General features: G+C 69.0%; 19 protein-coding genes. 4 read left to right on the top strand and 15 right to left on the bottom strand.

Going from position 1 to position 16,477, the window contains the following annotated elements:
- Positions 1 to 12 precede the first annotated feature (12 nt).
- The 5 genes from WHX56_RS18260 to mltG all read right to left on the bottom strand — a co-directional run bounded on the left by WHX56_RS18260 (position 13) and on the right by mltG (position 4,535).
- Positions 13 to 876: an ankyrin repeat domain-containing protein gene (locus WHX56_RS18260; RefSeq protein ID WP_338878570.1), complete on the bottom strand. Its 864-nt coding sequence runs from the start codon at positions 874 to 876 to the stop codon at positions 13 to 15.
- Positions 877 to 914: 38 nt separating this feature from the next.
- Positions 915 to 1,685, bottom strand: a complete 771-nt coding sequence (locus WHX56_RS18255) for a TatD family hydrolase (protein ID WP_129238992.1) — start codon at positions 1,683 to 1,685, stop codon at positions 915 to 917.
- Positions 1,686 to 1,753: 68 nt separating this feature from the next.
- Positions 1,754 to 2,773: a DNA polymerase III subunit delta' gene (holB, locus tag WHX56_RS18250; protein ID WP_338878569.1), complete on the bottom strand. Its 1,020-nt coding sequence runs from the start codon at positions 2,771 to 2,773 to the stop codon at positions 1,754 to 1,756.
- A gap of 86 nt (positions 2,774 to 2,859) precedes the next feature.
- On the bottom strand, positions 2,860 to 3,483 hold the full coding sequence (gene tmk / locus WHX56_RS18245; protein WP_338878568.1) for a dTMP kinase: 624 nt from the start codon (positions 3,481 to 3,483) through the stop codon (positions 2,860 to 2,862).
- A complete protein-coding gene (gene mltG, locus WHX56_RS18240) occupies positions 3,480 to 4,535 on the bottom strand; it encodes an endolytic transglycosylase MltG (RefSeq protein ID WP_338878567.1) in 1,056 nt (351 codons plus the stop codon). The genes tmk and mltG overlap by 4 nt, the downstream gene beginning before the upstream one ends.
- A 153-nt stretch (positions 4,536 to 4,688) precedes the next feature.
- Here mltG and WHX56_RS18235 point away from each other — a divergent pair, with 153 nt between their 5' ends.
- Entirely contained in the window at positions 4,689 to 5,690 is a 1,002-nt protein-coding gene (locus tag WHX56_RS18235) for a folate-binding protein (RefSeq protein ID WP_338878566.1), read from the top strand.
- A 13-nt stretch (positions 5,691 to 5,703) separates the two neighbouring features.
- On the opposite strand, the gene WHX56_RS18230 is transcribed toward WHX56_RS18235, so the two are convergent.
- From WHX56_RS18230 to WHX56_RS18200, 7 genes are all read right to left on the bottom strand, one after another.
- The gene (locus tag WHX56_RS18230) at positions 5,704 to 6,393 is read right to left on the bottom strand and encodes a VIT family protein (RefSeq protein ID WP_338878565.1); all 690 of its coding nucleotides are present in this window, start codon (positions 6,391 to 6,393) and stop codon (positions 5,704 to 5,706) included.
- Between the two features lie 77 nt (positions 6,394 to 6,470).
- Positions 6,471 to 6,908 carry a PaaI family thioesterase gene (locus WHX56_RS18225; protein ID WP_129238998.1) on the bottom strand — a complete coding sequence of 146 codons (438 nt, stop codon included), beginning with the start codon at positions 6,906 to 6,908 and terminating at the stop codon, positions 6,471 to 6,473.
- 1 nt (position 6,909) lies between these two features.
- Entirely contained in the window at positions 6,910 to 7,800 is an 891-nt protein-coding gene (gene mmsB, locus WHX56_RS18220; protein ID WP_129238999.1) for a 3-hydroxyisobutyrate dehydrogenase, read from the bottom strand.
- Between the two features lie 81 nt (positions 7,801 to 7,881).
- Entirely contained in the window at positions 7,882 to 9,057 is a 1,176-nt protein-coding gene (locus WHX56_RS18215; RefSeq protein WP_129239000.1) for an enoyl-CoA hydratase/isomerase family protein, read from the bottom strand.
- Positions 9,054 to 10,208, bottom strand: coding sequence for an acyl-CoA dehydrogenase family protein (locus tag WHX56_RS18210; RefSeq protein ID WP_129239001.1), 1,155 nt, complete (start codon positions 10,206 to 10,208; stop codon positions 9,054 to 9,056). The genes WHX56_RS18215 and WHX56_RS18210 overlap by 4 nt, the downstream gene beginning before the upstream one ends.
- Before the next feature lie 187 nt (positions 10,209 to 10,395).
- On the bottom strand, positions 10,396 to 10,743 hold the full coding sequence (locus WHX56_RS18205) for an RnfH family protein (RefSeq protein ID WP_338878564.1): 348 nt from the start codon (positions 10,741 to 10,743) through the stop codon (positions 10,396 to 10,398).
- Positions 10,733 to 11,167: a type II toxin-antitoxin system RatA family toxin gene (locus tag WHX56_RS18200; protein ID WP_129239003.1), complete on the bottom strand. Its 435-nt coding sequence runs from the start codon at positions 11,165 to 11,167 to the stop codon at positions 10,733 to 10,735. Before WHX56_RS18200 ends, WHX56_RS18205 begins: the two co-directional genes overlap by 11 nt.
- A 236-nt stretch (positions 11,168 to 11,403) precedes the next feature.
- Here WHX56_RS18200 and smpB point away from each other — a divergent pair, with 236 nt between their 5' ends.
- A complete protein-coding gene (gene smpB / locus WHX56_RS18195; RefSeq protein ID WP_129239004.1) occupies positions 11,404 to 11,877 on the top strand; it encodes an SsrA-binding protein SmpB in 474 nt (157 codons plus the stop codon).
- Position 11,878: 1 nt separating this feature from the next.
- Here smpB and WHX56_RS18190 read toward each other — a convergent pair whose 3' ends face one another.
- The 3 genes from WHX56_RS18190 to WHX56_RS18180 all read right to left on the bottom strand — a co-directional run bounded on the left by WHX56_RS18190 (position 11,879) and on the right by WHX56_RS18180 (position 14,551).
- A complete protein-coding gene (locus WHX56_RS18190) occupies positions 11,879 to 13,066 on the bottom strand; it encodes a GGDEF domain-containing protein (RefSeq protein WP_338878563.1) in 1,188 nt (395 codons plus the stop codon).
- 26 nt (positions 13,067 to 13,092) lie between these two features.
- Positions 13,093 to 14,019, bottom strand: coding sequence for an SPFH domain-containing protein (locus WHX56_RS18185; protein ID WP_129239006.1), 927 nt, complete (start codon positions 14,017 to 14,019; stop codon positions 13,093 to 13,095).
- 97 nt (positions 14,020 to 14,116) lie between these two features.
- Positions 14,117 to 14,551, bottom strand: a complete 435-nt coding sequence (locus WHX56_RS18180) for an NfeD family protein (RefSeq protein ID WP_129239007.1) — start codon at positions 14,549 to 14,551, stop codon at positions 14,117 to 14,119.
- 168 nt (positions 14,552 to 14,719) lie between these two features.
- Here WHX56_RS18180 and WHX56_RS18175 point away from each other — a divergent pair, with 168 nt between their 5' ends.
- Complete coding sequence (locus WHX56_RS18175) at positions 14,720 to 15,457, top strand: glutamine amidotransferase (protein ID WP_129239008.1); 738 nt, start codon at positions 14,720 to 14,722, stop codon at positions 15,455 to 15,457.
- A gap of 105 nt (positions 15,458 to 15,562) precedes the next feature.
- Entirely contained in the window at positions 15,563 to 16,408 is an 846-nt protein-coding gene (locus WHX56_RS18170; protein WP_287752945.1) for a bifunctional transcriptional activator/DNA repair enzyme AdaA, read from the top strand.
- The last annotated feature ends 69 nt before the right edge of the window (positions 16,409 to 16,477 follow it).

Raw genomic sequence — 16,477 nt, 5'->3', positions numbered from 1 at the left:
GCGCACCCGCGCTCAGCGCGCGGGCTCGTCGTAATTATTCAGTTTCACGCCCGACACGCCCTTGACGGCGGTAGACGGCGCTGGCGCTTCGGCCTTGGCGGGCGCCGGGGCTTGCGCCGCGGCCGGGGCCGCAGCCGGAGCCGCCGCAGCGGGCGCCACGCCCGCCGGGCCGCCGGCGCGGCGCTTGCGGCGCGCTTCGTCCTGCTGCGCGATCAGCGTGTCCAGTTGCGCCGCCAGCGCCGTCGACTTGCCCGTGCGCGCCCAATCCGCGGCGGTCTGGCCCTTGGTGTCGCGCGTGCCCACGTCCGCGCCCGACTTCAGCAGCAGCTCCACCATGGGCTGGCGGCCCGACAGCGCCGCCATCATCAGGGGCGTCTCGCCGTTGGGCGCGGGCGCGTTGGGCATGGCGTGCTGCGCCAGCAGCAGGCGCGCCATCTCCAATTGCCCCTTCGAAGCGGCGTAGTGCAGCGGCGTCCAGCCCAGGCGGTTGACCTGCGCGCCGCGCGCGATCAGTTTCTTCGCCCTTTCGGTCTGCCCGGCGATCGCCAGATACATCAGCGGCGTTTCGCCCGCGGGATTCGCCGCGTTCACGTCGGTGCGCTTGTCGGCGGCGATCACGTCGAACACCTTCCAGGCGCCGTCGACGACCGCGCGCATCAGCGCCGGCTGGCCGTTCTTGTAACGCACGTTGGGATCCGCCCCTTGCTTGAGCAAGTCGCGAATGTCGTCCGGATAGTCGTTGGCGACGTAGACCCACCAGTCCGCCGGATTGGCGGCCTGCGCCGCCGGCGCGGCCAATCCGACCGCCAGCGCCAGCAGCGCTCCCCGGCAGCACGACAACACGGCCCTGTGGGCGAACGCGACGCTGATAGCCATGGATATCCTAGAATTGACTTTAAATAAAATAGATTCGATTACTTCTTTATCTTATTGAAAAGACGGAAGAAATTATCGGTTGATGCTCGCGCCACATCCGCCACGGGAATACCCCGCAGGTCCGCGATCTTTTCGGCCACGTGGATCACCTTGGACGGGTCGTTCAGCTTGCCCCGGTACGGCACGGGAGCCAGATACGGCGAATCGGTTTCGATCAGCAGCCGGTCCAGGGGCACTTTGGCGGCCACTTCATGCACGAGCTGCGCGTTCTTGAACGTGACGATGCCCGACAGCGAAATATAGAAGTTCTGGTCCAGCGCGGCCTGCGCGACCTCCCAGCTTTCGGTGAAACAGTGCATCACGCCGCCGGCCTCGGCCGCCTTTTCTTCGCGCAGCATGCGCACGGTGTCCTCGGCGGACGCGCGCGTATGCACGATCAGCGGCAGGCCCGTGTCGCGGGCGGCGCGGATATGGCGGCGGAAACGCTCGCGCTGCCAGTCCAGCGGTTCCGACAGGCGGTAGTAATCCAGCCCGGTCTCGCCGATGGCCACGACCTTCGGATGCTCCGACAGGCGCGCCAGTTCTTGTTCCGAGGGATCCGGCGTGTCTTCGTAGTCGGGGTGCACGCCGACCGAGGCCCACAGGTTCGCCTGCGGTTCGACGAGGGACATCAGCGACGGCCATTCCGGCATGTTGACGCTGACGACCAGCGCGTGCGTCACCTGGTTGGCGGCCATCCGCTCAAGAATGGCTGGCAGATCGGCGGCAAGCTCCGGGAAATTCAAGTGGCAGTGAGAATCGACGTACATGGTGAATCTGGGTGAAAGTGCCGCGGCGCCCCGCCCGCTCGCGGGCAAAGCGCCGTCGGATCAAAGGCTTACGCCTGGCAGGATAGCACCACGCGTTGCAAGGTGGCGTGGGCGAACAGCTTGGCGTTGAGGGGATGGGTGGCCAGCGCGCGCTGGCGCGTGAGCCAGCGCGCGGACTCGGCCACCCGGGCCGGATTCATGCGCGCGGCGACTTGCGCGACGCCGCCGGCCAGCGCCGGAAAATAGCGCGGGGGCGCGCCCGCGCCGGCCAGCATCAGGTCCGTATACAGCCGCTGCAAGGCATCGATCCATTCGCTGGCCGCCACCTTTTCCAGGGCTTCCGCCAGCGTGCCCACGTCGGGCGCCTGCCCGTTCGCGAGCGGCCCGACCAATTGCGCCAGCCAGGGCGGGCAGGCGGCCTCGCCCGACTGCGCCAGGCGCAGCGCCGCCAGCGGCGCCCCGCCGGCGGCCGCCAGCCACTCGCGCGCGGGCTCGACATTCTGCTCCCGCAGCCACCGCAGCGCGGTTTCCGGATCGGGCGCCGGCAGCGGCAGGCGCCGGCAACGCGACACCAGCGTCGGCAGCAGGCGGTCGGGCGCATCCGCCACCAGCAGGAAAACGGTGTGGGGCGGCGGCTCTTCCAGCACCTTGAGCAAGGCGTTGGACGACACCACGTTCAGGGCGTGGGCCGGGTACAGCAGCGCCACGCGCCAGCCGCCGCGGTGCGTGGCGGTGTTGAACCAGGACTCCAGCGAACGGATCTGGTCGATGCGTATTTCCTTGGACGGCGCGCGCTTGGCGGCGCCGGCGGCCGGCTCGGCGTCCTCCGCCGGTTCGGCCGCGTCCGCCCCTTCCTGCACGGCCACGGCTTCGGGCCGGATACGGCGCAGATCGGGGTGATTGCCGCTGGCGAACCAGCCGCAAGCGGCGCAGCGCCCGCAGGCCAGGCCGTTTTCAGGCGTTTCGCACAGCAGGCTGGCGGCGGCGGCGACCGCGAAATCCAGCTTGCCGATGCCGGCCAGGCCGTGCACCAGCCAGGCGTGCGCGAACCGGTCGCGGTTGCCCAGCCAGGCCCGCGCTGTCTCCATCTGCCAGGGAAGGAATTGCGGCGCGCTTACTGGATTACCTTCATGCTGCGCACTCCGGTCTTCGCCCTTGGGGCGGCCCGGCGCGCTCATGCGCCCTGCTCCAGGAGGTCGCGCAGCCCCGCTTCGAGCGCGGCGCGGACCTCGGCGATGGACCGCGTGGAATCGACGATGCGGATACGATCCGGATTGGCGGCGGCGCGCGCATGATAGGCCGCGCGGGTGCGTTCGAAGAAAGCCGCGCCCTCGCGCTCGAACCGGTCGGGTTGGCGCGCATCGGCCAGCCGCGCCCGCGCCACTTCCAGCGGCACGTCGAAAAGCCAGGTGCGGTCGGGCTGGCCCGCCCGCATCCAGTCCTCCAGCACGGCGATGCGTTCGGCGCCCAGGCCGCGACCCCCGCCCTGGTAGGCGTAGGTGGCGTCCGTGTAGCGGTCGCACACGACCCAGGCCCCGCGCGCCAGCGCCGGCTCGATCACTAGCCGCGCATGTTCGCAGCGGGCGGCGAACATCAGCAGGGTCTCGGTATCCAGCCCCATCGGGTCGGCCAGCACCAGGGCGCGCAGCTTTTCGCCCAGCGGCGTGCCGCCGGGCTCGCGGGTGGACACCACGTCCAGGCCCCGCGCGCGCAGGAAATCGGCGATCCAGACGGTATGCGTGCTCTTGCCCGCGCCGTCCACGCCCTCCAGCGTAATGAAACGTCCACGCGAGGTCATTGGTCTTGTCCTTGTGCTTGTACTTGCGGCGCGGCCGGATTCTGTCCCTGCCCCAGGATGTAGCGAGACACGTTGCGGTTGTGCTCGGACAGGTTGACCGAGAATTCGCTGGTGCCGTTGCCCCGCGACACGAAGAAGAGGAACTTGTGCTGCTCGGGCTGCACCGCCGCCAGCAGCGCCGCCCGGCCGGCCGCCGCGATGGGCGTGGGGGGCAGGCCCGGCCTCGTATAGGTGTTCCAGGGGGTGTCCGTCTGCAGGTCGCGCTTGCGGATCCGCCCCTGGTAGGCGTCGCCCATGCCGTAGATCACGGTCGGATCGGTCTGCAGCAGCATCCCGACCTTCAGGCGGTTGGTGAACACGCCGGACACGCGGCGGCGGTCGGGGCCGTGGCCGGTCTCCTTCTCGATGATGGAGGCCAGCACCAGGGCTTCATAGGGGGTGCTCACCGGGATGTCCGGCTGGCGCTGGGCCCAGGTGTCGCGCAGGATGCGCTGGCCTTCCTGGTAGGCGCGGCGCAGCAGGTCGAAATCGGTGCTGCCCGGCGTGAAGATGTAGGTATCCGGGAAGAACAGCCCTTCCGGGTGCTGGATATCGGACCCCAGGCGCTCCATGAGCGCCTCGTCCGTGGTGTCGCCCAGCGTCTGCTTGACGTCGGGATTGGCGCGCAGCGCCTGGCGGATCTGCCGGTAGGTCCAGCCTTCCAGGAAGGTGATCTGCCGCTGCGTCATGTCGCCGCGGGCCAGCCGCTCCAGCAGCCGCCAGGGCGTATCGCCGTTGATCGCCTGGTAGCCGCCGGCCTTCATCTGCTTGTCCAGTTCGGACAGGCGCGCCATCCAGACGAAACCGGGTTCCCACATGGGCACGCCGGCCTCGTTCAGCGCGCGCGCGACCGTGCGCGGGCTGCTGCCCGGATCCACCACGAAATCGATCTTGTCGGCCGACAACTGCATGGGGCTGTGCATCCAGTGCCAGGCGGCGCCCACCGCCGCGGCGGCGGCCAGCACGATGAGCAGGAAAGACCACAAGACGTAAAAACGGAGTCGCTTCTTCATAAGTATTCGAAGTTTAATTGATCGCGCGGGCCTGCCGCGCCGAAAGAGGGGCCGGAGCGCGCCGCGCGCCCCTTTGCACGGCGGGGGCATGGCCCTGCCGGGCGGGGAACGCGGCTATCATCTGCTCTTTGATGACGCGATAACGCCGCCGCCATGCATGCTTTCCATTCTTCGATTCCCGCGCGCGCCGAAGGTTGCGCGCAATGCGCGCCGCTGGAGGATTTCCTGGTCTTCTCCGCGTCCGGCGCGGACGCCCTGGCCTTCCTGCACGGCCAGTTGACGCAGGACGTCACCGGCCTGCCCGCCGACGCCGCCCGGCTGGCGGGCTACTGCACCGCCAAGGGCCGCCTGCTGGCCACCCTGGTGATGTGGCGCGCGGCCCCCTCCGACGCGGACGACGCGCCCCAACTCTACGGCCTGGTCCGCCAGGATCTCGCCCAGGCCCTGATCAAGCGCCTGTCGATGTTCGTGCTGCGCGCCAAGGCCAAGCTGGCGGCCACGCCGCTGCATGTGGCGGGCGTGCTGGCCACGGCCGAACAGGCCGACGCGCTGGAAGCGGCGGCCGGCCCGCTTCCGCGCGCGCCCTGGCAGCGCGCCGACCTGCCCTCGGGCACCTGGATCGCGGCCCCTTCCGCCGATGCGCGCCTGCGCTGGTGGTGGATCGCCTCGGACGCGCAACTGGAACAGGCGGCCGCGCTGTCGGGCGCGCTCGGGCTCGCGCCCGCCGCGCAATGGCATGCCGCCGACCTGGCCGCGGGCATCCCCTGGATCGCCGCGGCCACCCAGGACGTTTTCATTCCGCAGACGGTCAACCTGGACCTGATCCAGGGCGTCAGCTTCACCAAGGGCTGTTATCCCGGCCAGGAAGTCGTGGCGCGCAGCCACTACCGCGGCACGGTCAAGCGGCGCATGGCCTACGGCACCATTGCCGACGCGGCCGCGCAAGGCGCGGCGCTGGCCGGCGTGGACGTATACGACGCCGCCCGGCCCGGCGAACCCACCGGCCGCATCGTGGACGCCGCCAGCGAGCCGGGCGTGGTGTCGGTGCTGTTCGAAACCGCCCTGGCCGCGCTGCCGGAAGGCGACCTGCGGCTGGGCGCCGCCGACGGCCCGCGCATTTCCGCCGCCCCGCTGCCCTATTCCATCTCGCCGTAGGGCCGGACAGGCCCTAGATCGCCACGCCGAACAGCGCGCCCACCGCGGCGGTAGCCCCCATCGCCAAGGCGCCCAGGACCGTCACGCGCAGCGCGGCCGGCCCTTTGGGCGCCCCCCCGGCCCTCGCGGCCAGGGCCCCCAGGCCGGCCAGACAGGCCACGGACGCGCCGATGACCCAGCCGATCAGTTGCGGCAGGGGCGCCAGGGTAGCCATCAGCAGCGGCAGCGCCGCGCCCGCGGCGAACGACGCGGCCGACGCCGCTGCCGCCTGCACCGGCCGCGCGCGGTTGTGGATGGAAATGCCCAGTTCGTCGCGGGCATGCGCGTCGAGCGCATCGTGGCGGGTCAACTGGTGCGCGACCTGCGCCGCCAGGTCGCGGGTCAGCCCGCGCTGCACATAGATATCGATGAGTTCGGCCAGTTCTTCGCTGGAGTTGCGCTTGAGCGAGTGCTGTTCCAGGCGCAGGTCCGCGGCCTCGGTGTCCGCCTGAGACCGCACCGAGACGTATTCGCCCGCCGCCATCGACAGCGCCCCGGCCACCAGCCCGGCCACCCCCGAGGTAAGAATGGCCTCGTGCGTGGCCTGCGCGGCCGCGACGCCGGTGATCAGGCTGGCCGTGGACACGATGCCGTCATTCGCGCCCAGCACTGCTGCGCGCAGCCAGTTGCTGCGAAAAATCCGATGATGTTCTCTAGGAGGCATTGCCAGCTACCCATGCAACGCGCGACAGGCCGCGCGGCGGGGCCCGCCCCCATGGACGGGTCCGCCGCGCGCGGAGTTCAGCGCGGCGTCACGCGCACCGCGGTAAGCAAGCCTATCACGCAAAGCGTGGCCTGCTCGCCCTCGTACGCATGCACTTCGACCTGGCAGATCGACAGGCGCTTGCCGGGCTTGACCACGCGGCCACTGGCGACGTAGCGGTCGCCCTTGGCGGGCGCCAGGAAGTTCATCTTGAACTCCGAGGTCAGCACGTCCTCGCCCGGCTCGAACAGCGTGTACGCGGCATAGCCGCCGGCGCTGTCCGCGATCGTGGTGGAAATGCCCGCATGCAGGAAACCGTTCTGCTGGCAGAGGTCGGCCCGGTACGGCAGGACGATGTCCACCCGGCCCGGTTCCACCACGTCCAGCCCCGCCCCCAGCAGGACCATGATGCTTTGCTGGCCGAAGCTGGCCCTGACCCGCGACGCCGGGTCCGCCGATGCCTGGGGTTGCGCCATGTCAGTCCTGCTCGCGCTTGACCAGGTTGACGATGCTGGAGAAGTCCAGCTTGCCCGACCCGCCCGCGCTGTGCAGGGAATAGAGATTGCGCGCCAGTTCGCCCAGCGGGATCGAGGCCCGCGCCGACAGGGCCGCCTCGGCCGCCAGGCCCAGGTCCTTCAGCATCAGATCCACGCCGAAGCCGCCCGCGTAGCCCTTGGACGCCGGGGCATGGTCCATCACGCCGGGCCAGGGGTTGTAGAGTTCGGTCGCCCAGTTGCGGCCCGAGCTCTTGGCGATGATGTCCGACAGCACCTTGGGATCCAGCCCGTTGGCCACGCCCAGGGCCAGCGCTTCGGAGGTGCCGGCCATCAGGATGCCGAGCAGCATGTTGTTGCAGATCTTGGCCACCTGGCCCGCGCCCGCCGGGCCGGCGTGGAAGATGTTCTTGCCCATTTTCTCCAGGACCGGACGGGCGCGCTCCAGCGCCGCGGCCTGGCCGCCGACGATGAACGTCAGCGTGCCGGCGACCGCTCCGCCCGTGCCGCCCGACACCGGCGCGTCGATCATGGCGATGCCGCGGACCTCGGCGGCCAGGGCCACCTTGCGCGCCGAATCCGGCGCGATGGTGCTGCATTCGATGACCAGCGCGGAGGACGGAATCTTGCCCAGCAGGTCCTCGTCCAGGTACAGCCCCTCCACGTGCTTGCTGGCCGGGAGCATCGAGATCACCACCTCGGCGCCCTTGACCGCCTCGGCGGCGGACGCGGCCGCCTTGGCGCCGGCGTCGGTCAGCCCTTTCACGGCCGCCGGCACCAGGTCGAAGACCGTCAGGCTATGGCCGGCCTTGACCAGGTTCAATGCCATGGGCGCGCCCATGTTGCCCAATCCGATAAACGCGATGCTGCTCATGATGTCTTGTCTCCTGTTGCCATTGCTGTAGGTATGGAATCATCGTGTACTGCGTAATGGGCGCCGGCCGCCGCCGCGGGGCTACCGCCCTTCCTTGCCCAGGTCTTCGAGCGGATGGGGCTCGCCTTCGGGCCACGGTTCCTCGAAGAACTTCTGCACCCAGGCGTCGGTCGCCATGTCCATGACCGCGGGATTCCAGCGCGGCTTCTTGTCCTTGTCGATCAGCAGCGCGCGGATGCCTTCGGCGAAATCGCCATGCGCGGTACATGCCAGGGCCGCGATGTACTCGGCCCGGAACACGTCGTCGAGCGAACGCAGGCGCATGCGCTGCTGTAGCGCGAACGACAGGCGCACCGAACCCGGCGAGCCCGCCAGCATCGTCGCCGCCGCGCGCGCCAGCCAGGGGTCCTCGTGGTCTTTCAGGGCGGCCAGTTCTTCATGGATGTCGTCCAGCCGGTTGCCGCTGCACAGGCTATTGATCAGGAACGAGTGCTGGCGCAGCGGGCCCGGATCGAGCGGCGTCTGCGGCTCCAGCGCCGCCAGGGCGCGGCGCAGCAGGCCGTCGTTGATCGAGCGCGGGGGAATGGTGCCTTCGGCCGCGCCCTGTGGCTGGCCGGCCCAGGGCTGTTCTTCGAGCGAGGCCAGCAGCCTGGGCCAGTCCGCGTGATTCAAGCGGAAATCCGCCAGGCCGGCGAAGAACGCGTCGGACGTGTTCATCGGCGCGCCCGTCAGCGCCAGGAACAGTCCGGTCCGGCCCGGCATGCGGTTGAGCAGCCAACTGCCGCCCACGTCCGGGAACAGGCCGATCGTGACTTCCGGCATCGCCAGGCGGGACGTCTCGCTGACCACCCGGTGGCTGGCCCCCATCATCAGGCCGATACCGCCGCCCATGACGATGCCGTGGCCCCAGCACAGCACGGGCTTGGGATAGGTGTGGATGCGGTAGTCCAGCCGGTACTCGTGCTCGAAGAAGCGCCGCGCGTAGGCGTTGCTCCAGCCGGACCCGCCGGCGTTCTCGCGCATGCTGCGGTACAGCCCGTGCAGGTCGCCGCCGGCGCAGAACGCCTTTTCGCCGGCGCCCTGCAGGACCACCAGGACCACGCCGGGATCGCTCGCCCAGGCATCCAGCCGGGCGGCCAGCAGGTCCACCATTTCCAGCGACAGGCCGTTCAGGGTCTGCGGCGAATTCAGCGTCGCGATCCCGAAGCGCATTCCATTGGCAGCGGTTTTTTCTTCGAACAGCACCGGTGCATTCATCTTATGTCGGCTCCTTTTTCCAACAATTGGCGGGAAATGATCACTCGCATGATCTCGTTGGTTCCCTCCAGAATCTGATGAACGCGAGTATCGCGCACCAAGCGCTCCAAGGGATAGTCCCGCAAGTAGCCATAGCCGCCATGGATCTGCTGCGCATCCAGGCAAATCTGGAAACCCATGTCGGTGGCGAAGCGCTTGGCCATGGCGCAGTAGGTCGCCGCGTCGGGCGCGCCCCCATCCAGCTTGCACGCCGCCAGGCGCACCATCTGGCGGGCCGCCACCAGGTGGGTGGCCATGTCGGCCAGCTTGAATTGCAGCGCCTGGAACTCGGCCAGGCGCCGGTTGAACTGCCTGCGCTCGTCCATGTAGCGCCGGGCGGCGTCCAGCGCGCCTTGCGCCGCGCCGACCGAGCAGGTGCCGATGTTGATGCGGCCGCCGTCCAGGCCCTTCATCGCGATCTTGAAGCCTTCGCCTTCCTGGCCCAGCATGTTGGCGGCCGGCACGCGGACGTTCTCGAACACGATGGGCCGCGTGGACTGGCTGTTCCAGCCCATCTTCTCTTCCTTGCGCCCGTAGGAGATGCCCTCGCTGTCGGCGGGGATGGCGAACGCGCTGATGCCGCTGGGGCCCTCGCCCCCGGTGCGCGCCATGACCACCAGCAGGTCGGTGTCGCCGCCGCCCGAGATGAACGCCTTGGCGCCGTTGACGATGTAGTCGTCGCCCTGGCGCTGCGCCCGCGTGGACAGGGAGGCGGCGTCGGAACCCGCGCCCGGCTCGGTCAGGCAGTACGAGGCCAGCTTCTGGCCGCTGGCCAGCAACGGCCCCCAGGCCTCGCGCAGCCCGGGCTGCCCCCACTTGCCCACCATCCAGGTGGCCATGTTGTGGATCGTCAGGAACGCCGTGGTGGACGGGTCGACCGCCGCCATTTCCTCGAACACCAGGGTGGCGTCCAGCCGCGGCAGCCCCAGGCCGCCGATGTCTTCGCTGGCGTAGATGGCGCAAAAGCCCATCTCGCCCGCCCGGGCGAAGGCCTCGCGCGGGAAGATGCCCTCGGCGTCCCAGTGCGCGGCGTGCGGGGCCAGTTCGCCCTCCGCGTAGTCGCGCGCGGCCTGCGCGAAAGCGCGCTGTTCGTCGGTCAGTTCCAAGTCCACAGCCTGTCTCCTGTTGTAGTCGGTATTGTCTGTCGGCGCCGCCGCCGTCTCATGAACGTCGGCCTGTCGATTTTGACATGACGTTGACGTAAACGTAAGTGCGTACCGACGTTTATGTTACGCCGGAAGCGCCGGCGTGATTTGTCCTACTCGCGACAATGTGTCCCCGGGTCTTCCCGAGGCGGACCTATAGCAGGCCGGCCGGACGGACGCGCCCGTTCCTGGCCGTCCTGGCGCGGCGGTGCTCCGCGCGGCGGCGGCGCGATTCCTTGGGGTCGAAACTCAGGCCGCGGTAGATTTCCACGCGGTCCCCGTCGGCCAGCCGGGCCTGCGGCTCGGCGGCGCGCCCGAAAATGCCCACGCCGCGCTCCCAGGGCTGCACGACCGGAAAGGCGTCGGCGAAGCCGCTGGCGGTCAGCGCGTCCGCCACCGTGGCGCCCTCGGGCAGGCTCAGTTCCCGCATCCAGACGTGGCCCGGCAAGGCGTAGCACACGCTGACGCGCACTTGCCCCGCCGGAGACGGCTCATTCGCCATACTTGGCCTGCGCGCGCTTGGTGAAGGAGTCGATGAAGCTGGTGGCGATGCGGTTGAACACCGGACCGACCACCATCTCGAGCGCCCGGTTGGAGAACGCGTATTCCATGGTGAACAGCACCTTGCAGGCGTCCTCGGCCAGCGCCTGGAATTCCCAGTGCCCGACCAGGCTGGAGAACGGGCCGTCCACCAGTTCCAGGTCGATCCGGTCGGGATAGGCATGGGTGTTGCGCGTGGTGAAGCGCTGCTTCATCCCCGCGAAACTGATCAGAATCGAAGCCTGCATGCCGTGCTCGTTCCGGCTCTGCACCTCGGCGCCGCCGCACCAGGGCATGAACTCGGGGTACTTCTCCACGTCGGCGACCAGGTCGAACATCTGGGCGGCGCTATAGGGCACCAGGACGGATCGTTGTACTTTGTGCATCGGCTATCGCAAATGGCTAGAATGGCAGGATTTTACCAATAGGCACAGGCGGGCATGCCCCACCCCCGAAGCGCTGCGCGCTTCCCCCTCAAGGGGGCGCCGCTGGCGGACTGGCAAGGCCGGATCCGCGCGGCCCCATGTGTGGGTCCATGCTGGCGGCCACGCGGCATTTACTCAGAAGCCCGTCCGAAAATCAACCGCTGGCAGGCTCCGACGACACGTACAGAACAGGCTTTATGAGCATTATCGACAACCGCAAGGCCACGCACGACTATTTCATCGAAGACCGCTACGAGGCCGGCCTGGTGCTGCAAGGCTGGGAAGTCAAGGCGATCCGCGACGGCCGCGTGCAACTCAAGGAAAGCTACGTCATCGTGCGCGACGGCGAACTCTACCTGCTGGGCATGCACGTCAGCCCGCTGCCCACGGCATCCACGCACATCCACCCCGACGCCATGCGCACGCGCAAGCTGCTGCTCAAGGCCGAGGAAATCAGCAAGCTCATCGGCAAGGTCGAGCAGCGCGGCTATACGCTGGTCCCGCTCAACCTGCACTACAAGAACGGGCGCATCAAGCTGGACTTCGCGCTGGGCCGCGGCAAGAAGCTGTTCGACAAGCGCGATACCGCGCGCGAAAAGGACTGGCAGCGCGAGAAAGAGCGCATGATGAAGCACGACACCCGCGCCCCGCGCCGGAGCAAGGAAGACTGATTCACGCCGCCGCGGGCAGCGGCTGGCGCTCCAGGTCGGCGCCCGGCCCCACGATGCGGTTGCGCCCCGCCTCCTTCGCGGCATAGAGCTTGCGGTCGGCCCGCTCGAAAAACGCCTGCAGGCTCTCGCCGGGTATCCAGTCCGCCACTCCTGCGCTGAACGTGTAGGAAACGGTGCTGCCGCCGTGCGCGCACGGCGTGCGCCGCACCGAATCCAGCAGGCGTCCCGCCACCTCCAATACCGCATCGCTGCGCATGTCGGGAAACAGCACGGCGAATTCCTCCCCGCCCACGCGGCCCACGTGGTCGCCCGTGCGCAGCGTGGCGGTGGCCAGCAGGCCGAAATGCCGCAGCACGGCGTCGCCCGCCGCATGGCCGTGGGTATCGTTGAGGCGCTTGAAGTGGTCGATGTCCAGCAGCAGCATCGCCAGCGGCCTGCGCGTGCGCAGCGCCTGCGCGCAATAGCGCTCGGCCTGCAGCCACCACGCCTTGCGCGACATCAGGCCGGTCAGGAAATCGGTGTTCGCCTCGTGTTCGCGGTCCGCCAGCATCCGGTCGTGGATGATCATGATGGTGCCCAGGGTCAGACAGGGCATGGTCAGCACGCCCAGCGTCATGAACGCGACGTTCCAGGCAGTGGGCAGCAGCAGCGCCTGCGGCTGCGCGATGTCCAGCAGATAGACCACGGCCCGCCCGGCGCACACCGCGGCGGACACGAGCGCCACCACGCGGACGAAATGGTAGCTGTAGCGCGAACGGTTCATCGGCATGCCATGGCCCACGGTCACGGCGACGGCCAGCATGAAGCCGGCCATCAGCACCGACATCGCCACCATGCGGGCTCCCACCCGCGGATCGATGTAGGTGTAGGCCGCCAGCACCAGCAGCGTCGCGCCGGAGGCCAGCCCCATCAGATGCTTCGGGACGGGCCGGCCGACCAGCCTGCACAGGCCCGCATAGTACGCGCACAGCGCCAGGGCGACGGCCGTATTGGCCAGGATCACCGACAGGAACAAGGGCGCGTCGGAGGCCTGGAAGGCAAAGGCGCCGAACGCCACCAGCGTCAGCAGATTGGCGCGTATCGCCTCTTTGATGCCGGCCATGCCGCTGCGGGCCAGGGACCCGAGCACGCACAGCGCAAGCACTCCCGCCAGCGCTGCTACCAAAAGCAAGTTAACGGGAGCGATCATCGTCGGTGCGCCGGCCGGCGCGGTTGTCAGCTATTCCGGGTGGACTTCACGATGGTCATGGCGGAGGCGATCATGCCGCCCACGTCAGACAGGTTCGCCGGCAGGATCAGCGTATTGCCTTCCTTGGCCACGTTGCCGAACGCCTCGACGTAGCGCTCGGCCACCTTGAGGTTCACGGCTTCCATGCCGCCCGGCTGGCGCACCGCGTCGGCGACCTGCGTGATGGCCTTGGCGGTGGCCTCGGCGATCGCCAGCACCGCCGCGGCCTCGCCCTGGGCCTGGTTGATCTGCGCCTGCTTCTCGCCTTCCGAACGGGCGATCGCGGCTTCGCGTTCGCCCGTGGCGATATTGATCTGTTCCTGGCGGCGGCCTTCGGATGCCGCGATCAAGGCGCGCTTTTCCCGTTCGGCGGTGATCTGCGCCTGCATCGAACGCAGGATTTCATTGGGCGGCGTCAAGTCCTTGATCTCGTAGCGCAGGACCTTCACGCCCCAGTTCAGCGCGGCCTCGTCCAGGGACGAGACGATGTTGCTGTTGATGGAGTCGCGCTCTTCGAAGGTGCGGTCCAGTTCCATCTTGCCGATGACGGAGCGCAGCGTCGTCTGGGCGAGCTGCGTGATGGCGGAGATGTAGTTGGACGAACCGTAGGAGGCGCGCATGGGGTCCGTCACCTGGAAGTACAGGACGCCGTCCACCTGCAGTTGCGTGTTGTCGCGCGTGATGCAGACCTGGCTGGGCACGTCCAGCGGGATTTCTTTCAGCGAATGCTTGTACGAAACGCGCTCGATGAACGGAATCACGAAGCCCGCGCCCGGCGAGAGGACCCGGTCGAACTTGCCCAGGCGCTCGACCACCCAGGCGTGCTGCTGGGGCACGATGGCGATCGCCTTGATGACGATCAGTATCGCCAGCGCGACGATGACGAGCAGGACGATGGTGGAAGTGTCGATCATGATTCGGAGCCTCTCCTTCTGGTAAGTACGTTCGCAGCGCCCGCCAGGACGGCGAGGGCGGCTGCTGCCGGCCGCGCCCGCGGCGGGCCGGTTCTGCTCATGCCGAGCCGGGCGTGCCCTTGGGAGTCAGCACCAGGATCGAACCGCGCATTTCGGTAATCGTCTGTTCGCCGGCCAGCGGCGCCTGCCCCTGGGCCAGTTCGGCCTGCCAGTGCGCGCCCCGGTACCAGACGCGCGCGGTGCCGCTGTCGGACCAGGCCTCTACCGAGACCGTCTGGCCGATGTCCAGGTTGACGTCGGCGTTGCTGGCCGAATCGACCTCGCGCTTCTTCAGGACGCGGGTCTTGCGCAGCACCAGCAGGCCCAGCAGCAGCACCACGCCGCAGGCCACCAGTTCCCATTCGAGGCCGGCGCCGAACCATGCGGCCACGCCCCCCGCCGCCAGTCCCAGGGCCACCAGCAGCAAATAGAACGTACCCGTCGCCAATTCGCCGATCAAGGCCAGCGCGGCCAGTCCCAGCCATATCCACATAGTCTTTGTTCGCCCGTAAGGATGAGTTCCTGTGCCGGATTGTACGTATTTCCGGGACGGAACGGTAAGGGCGGCGTGCCTCAAGGACAATAGCGCTGGATTATGATGTGCGCTGGCGGTGGAGATCCATCAGGACCCGGCGCCCGCCCCTCTTACGCAAAGCCCCCAATGACCGCTGCAATTCCTTCCGCCCTTCCCGTCCTGATCCTGCATACCGGCGACCCCGACGACACGCTCAAAAGCCTGTTCGGCGGCTATGCCGACCAACTCGCCCAGGCCGCCGGCCTGACGCCCGACGCCATGGAAATCGTGGCCGTGCACGAAGGCCGTCGGCCGCGCTCTCCGGCCAGCTATCGCGCCGCGCTGATCACGGGGTCGCCCGCCATGGTGACCGACAAAGAGCCCTGGAGCGAGGACACCGCCGCCTGGCTGCGCGAAGCCGCCGCGGCGGAACTGCCCATGTTCGGCGTCTGCTACGGCCACCAGTTGCTGGCGCATGCGCTGGGCGGCAAGGTGGGCTACAACCCGGCCGGCCGCGAGGTCGGCACGCAAACGGTGGAATTGCTGCCCCCCGCCGCCGGCGACAGGCTGCTGGCCGGCCTCCCGCCCACCTTCCCGGCCCAGATGCTGCACGCGCAGACCGTGCTGCAACCGCCGCCGGGCTCGGCCGTGCTGGCGCGGTCTGACCTGGACGAGCACCAGATGATCCGGGTCGGCCGCAACGTGTTCTCCACCCAGTTCCACCCTGAATTCGGTCCCGATTTCATCCGCGCCCACCTCGAGCGTTTCGGCCGCCGCTACGCCGCCGAGAACCTGGACGTGCCGGGCCTGTCCGCCAATGTGCGCGCCACCCCCGTGGCGGGCGGCCTGCTGCGCCGCTTCCTGGATGCCTACGCTTCCGCCTAGCGCCGCTTCCAGCCCGGCCCGCGCAACAACCGGAGTGCGGCCGACGGCGGGCCTTGAGACGATACGGTCAAGCGCGCAAGTCCGCGCACCCGCCAGGAGTCCCTTATGAGCCACGCCGCCGCCTCTTTGAGCAAACAGCACGCCGCCGCCGTCGAGCGCGCCTGCCGCGCACTGGAGTCCGAGCAGCCGCCCGACCTCGCCACGCTGGCCGAACAGGCGGGCATGAGCCGCTTCCACTTCCACCGCGTATTCAAGGCGGCCACGGGCATCACCCCCAAGGCCTATGCCACCGCCTTGCGCGCCAACCGCGCGCGGCAGCGCCTCGGGCAGAGCGCCAGCGTCACCGACGCCATGTACGACGCCGGCTTCAATTCCAGCGGCCGCTTCTACGAAGCCGCGCCCGCCATCCTGGGCATGACGCCCACCGCCTTCCGCAAGAACGGCGCGGGCGTGGACATCCGCTTCGCCGTCGCCCAATGCTCCCTGGGCGCCCTGCTGGTGGCCGCCAGCGGCACGGGCATCTGCGAGATCGCCTTGCACGAAGATCCGGAGCAGCTCGTCCGCGACCTGCAGGACCGCTTCAAGGCCGCGCGCCTGATCGGCGCCGACGCGCAGTTCGAAAGCTGGGTGGCGGCCGTCGTGGGCTTCGTCGAAGACCCCAAGCGCGGCCTGGACCTGCCCCTGGACGTGCGCGGCACGGCCTTCCAGCGCCGGGTCTGGGAAGCGCTGCGCGAGATTCCCGTGGGCGCGACGGCCACCTACACCGACATCGCCGAACGCATCGGCTCGCCCCGGGCCGTGCGCGCCGTGGCCCGCGCCTGCGCCACCAACAACATCGCCCTGGCCATCCCCTGCCACCGCGTGGTGCGCACCGACGGCTCGCTGGCCGGCTACCGCTGGGGAATAGACCGCAAGCGGGAATTGATTGCGCGGGAGGCGTTGGCGGCGTAGGGGGGGTTGTTTGCGTGGGGGTGTCTGACACCCGGCAAGACCTGCTTCAACCGAGACGGCGTCTCGTAC

Source organism: Achromobacter veterisilvae (assembly GCF_037619525.1).
Lineage (GTDB): Bacteria > Pseudomonadota > Gammaproteobacteria > Burkholderiales > Burkholderiaceae_B > Achromobacter > Achromobacter veterisilvae.
The sequence above is the reverse complement of the archived record's forward strand: the minus strand, read 5'-3'. Positions and strand labels throughout refer to the sequence as shown.

Excerpts from the sequence above, each read along its gene's own strand:
- WHX56_RS18215 (WP_129239000.1), bottom strand. The coding sequence starts at position 9,057 with ATGAATGCACCGGTGCTGTTCGAAGAAAAAACCGCTGCCAATGGAATG.
- holB (WP_338878569.1), bottom strand. The coding sequence starts at position 2,773 with ATGGAGACAGCGCGGGCCTGGCTGGGCAACCGCGACCGGTTCGCGCAC.
- WHX56_RS18200 (WP_129239003.1), bottom strand. The coding sequence starts at position 11,167 with ATGCACAAAGTACAACGATCCGTCCTGGTGCCCTATAGCGCCGCCCAG.
- mmsB (WP_129238999.1), bottom strand. The coding sequence starts at position 7,800 with ATGAGCAGCATCGCGTTTATCGGATTGGGCAACATGGGCGCGCCCATG.
- WHX56_RS18180 (WP_129239007.1), bottom strand. The coding sequence starts at position 14,551 with ATGTGGATATGGCTGGGACTGGCCGCGCTGGCCTTGATCGGCGAATTG.
- WHX56_RS18255 (WP_129238992.1), bottom strand. The coding sequence starts at position 1,685 with ATGTACGTCGATTCTCACTGCCACTTGAATTTCCCGGAGCTTGCCGCC.
- WHX56_RS18235 (WP_338878566.1), top strand. The coding sequence starts at position 4,689 with ATGCATGCTTTCCATTCTTCGATTCCCGCGCGCGCCGAAGGTTGCGCG.
- tmk (WP_338878568.1), bottom strand. The coding sequence starts at position 3,483 with ATGACCTCGCGTGGACGTTTCATTACGCTGGAGGGCGTGGACGGCGCG.
- mltG (WP_338878567.1), bottom strand. The coding sequence starts at position 4,535 with ATGAAGAAGCGACTCCGTTTTTACGTCTTGTGGTCTTTCCTGCTCATC.
- WHX56_RS18190 (WP_338878563.1), bottom strand. The coding sequence starts at position 13,066 with ATGATCGCTCCCGTTAACTTGCTTTTGGTAGCAGCGCTGGCGGGAGTG.
- WHX56_RS18170 (WP_287752945.1), top strand. The coding sequence starts at position 15,563 with ATGAGCCACGCCGCCGCCTCTTTGAGCAAACAGCACGCCGCCGCCGTC.
- WHX56_RS18225 (WP_129238998.1), bottom strand. The coding sequence starts at position 6,908 with ATGGCGCAACCCCAGGCATCGGCGGACCCGGCGTCGCGGGTCAGGGCC.
- smpB (WP_129239004.1), top strand. The coding sequence starts at position 11,404 with ATGAGCATTATCGACAACCGCAAGGCCACGCACGACTATTTCATCGAA.
- WHX56_RS18230 (WP_338878565.1), bottom strand. The coding sequence starts at position 6,393 with ATGCCTCCTAGAGAACATCATCGGATTTTTCGCAGCAACTGGCTGCGC.
- WHX56_RS18175 (WP_129239008.1), top strand. The coding sequence starts at position 14,720 with ATGACCGCTGCAATTCCTTCCGCCCTTCCCGTCCTGATCCTGCATACC.
- WHX56_RS18205 (WP_338878564.1), bottom strand. The coding sequence starts at position 10,743 with ATGGCGAATGAGCCGTCTCCGGCGGGGCAAGTGCGCGTCAGCGTGTGC.
- WHX56_RS18260 (WP_338878570.1), bottom strand. The coding sequence starts at position 876 with ATGGCTATCAGCGTCGCGTTCGCCCACAGGGCCGTGTTGTCGTGCTGC.
- WHX56_RS18185 (WP_129239006.1), bottom strand. The coding sequence starts at position 14,019 with ATGATCGACACTTCCACCATCGTCCTGCTCGTCATCGTCGCGCTGGCG.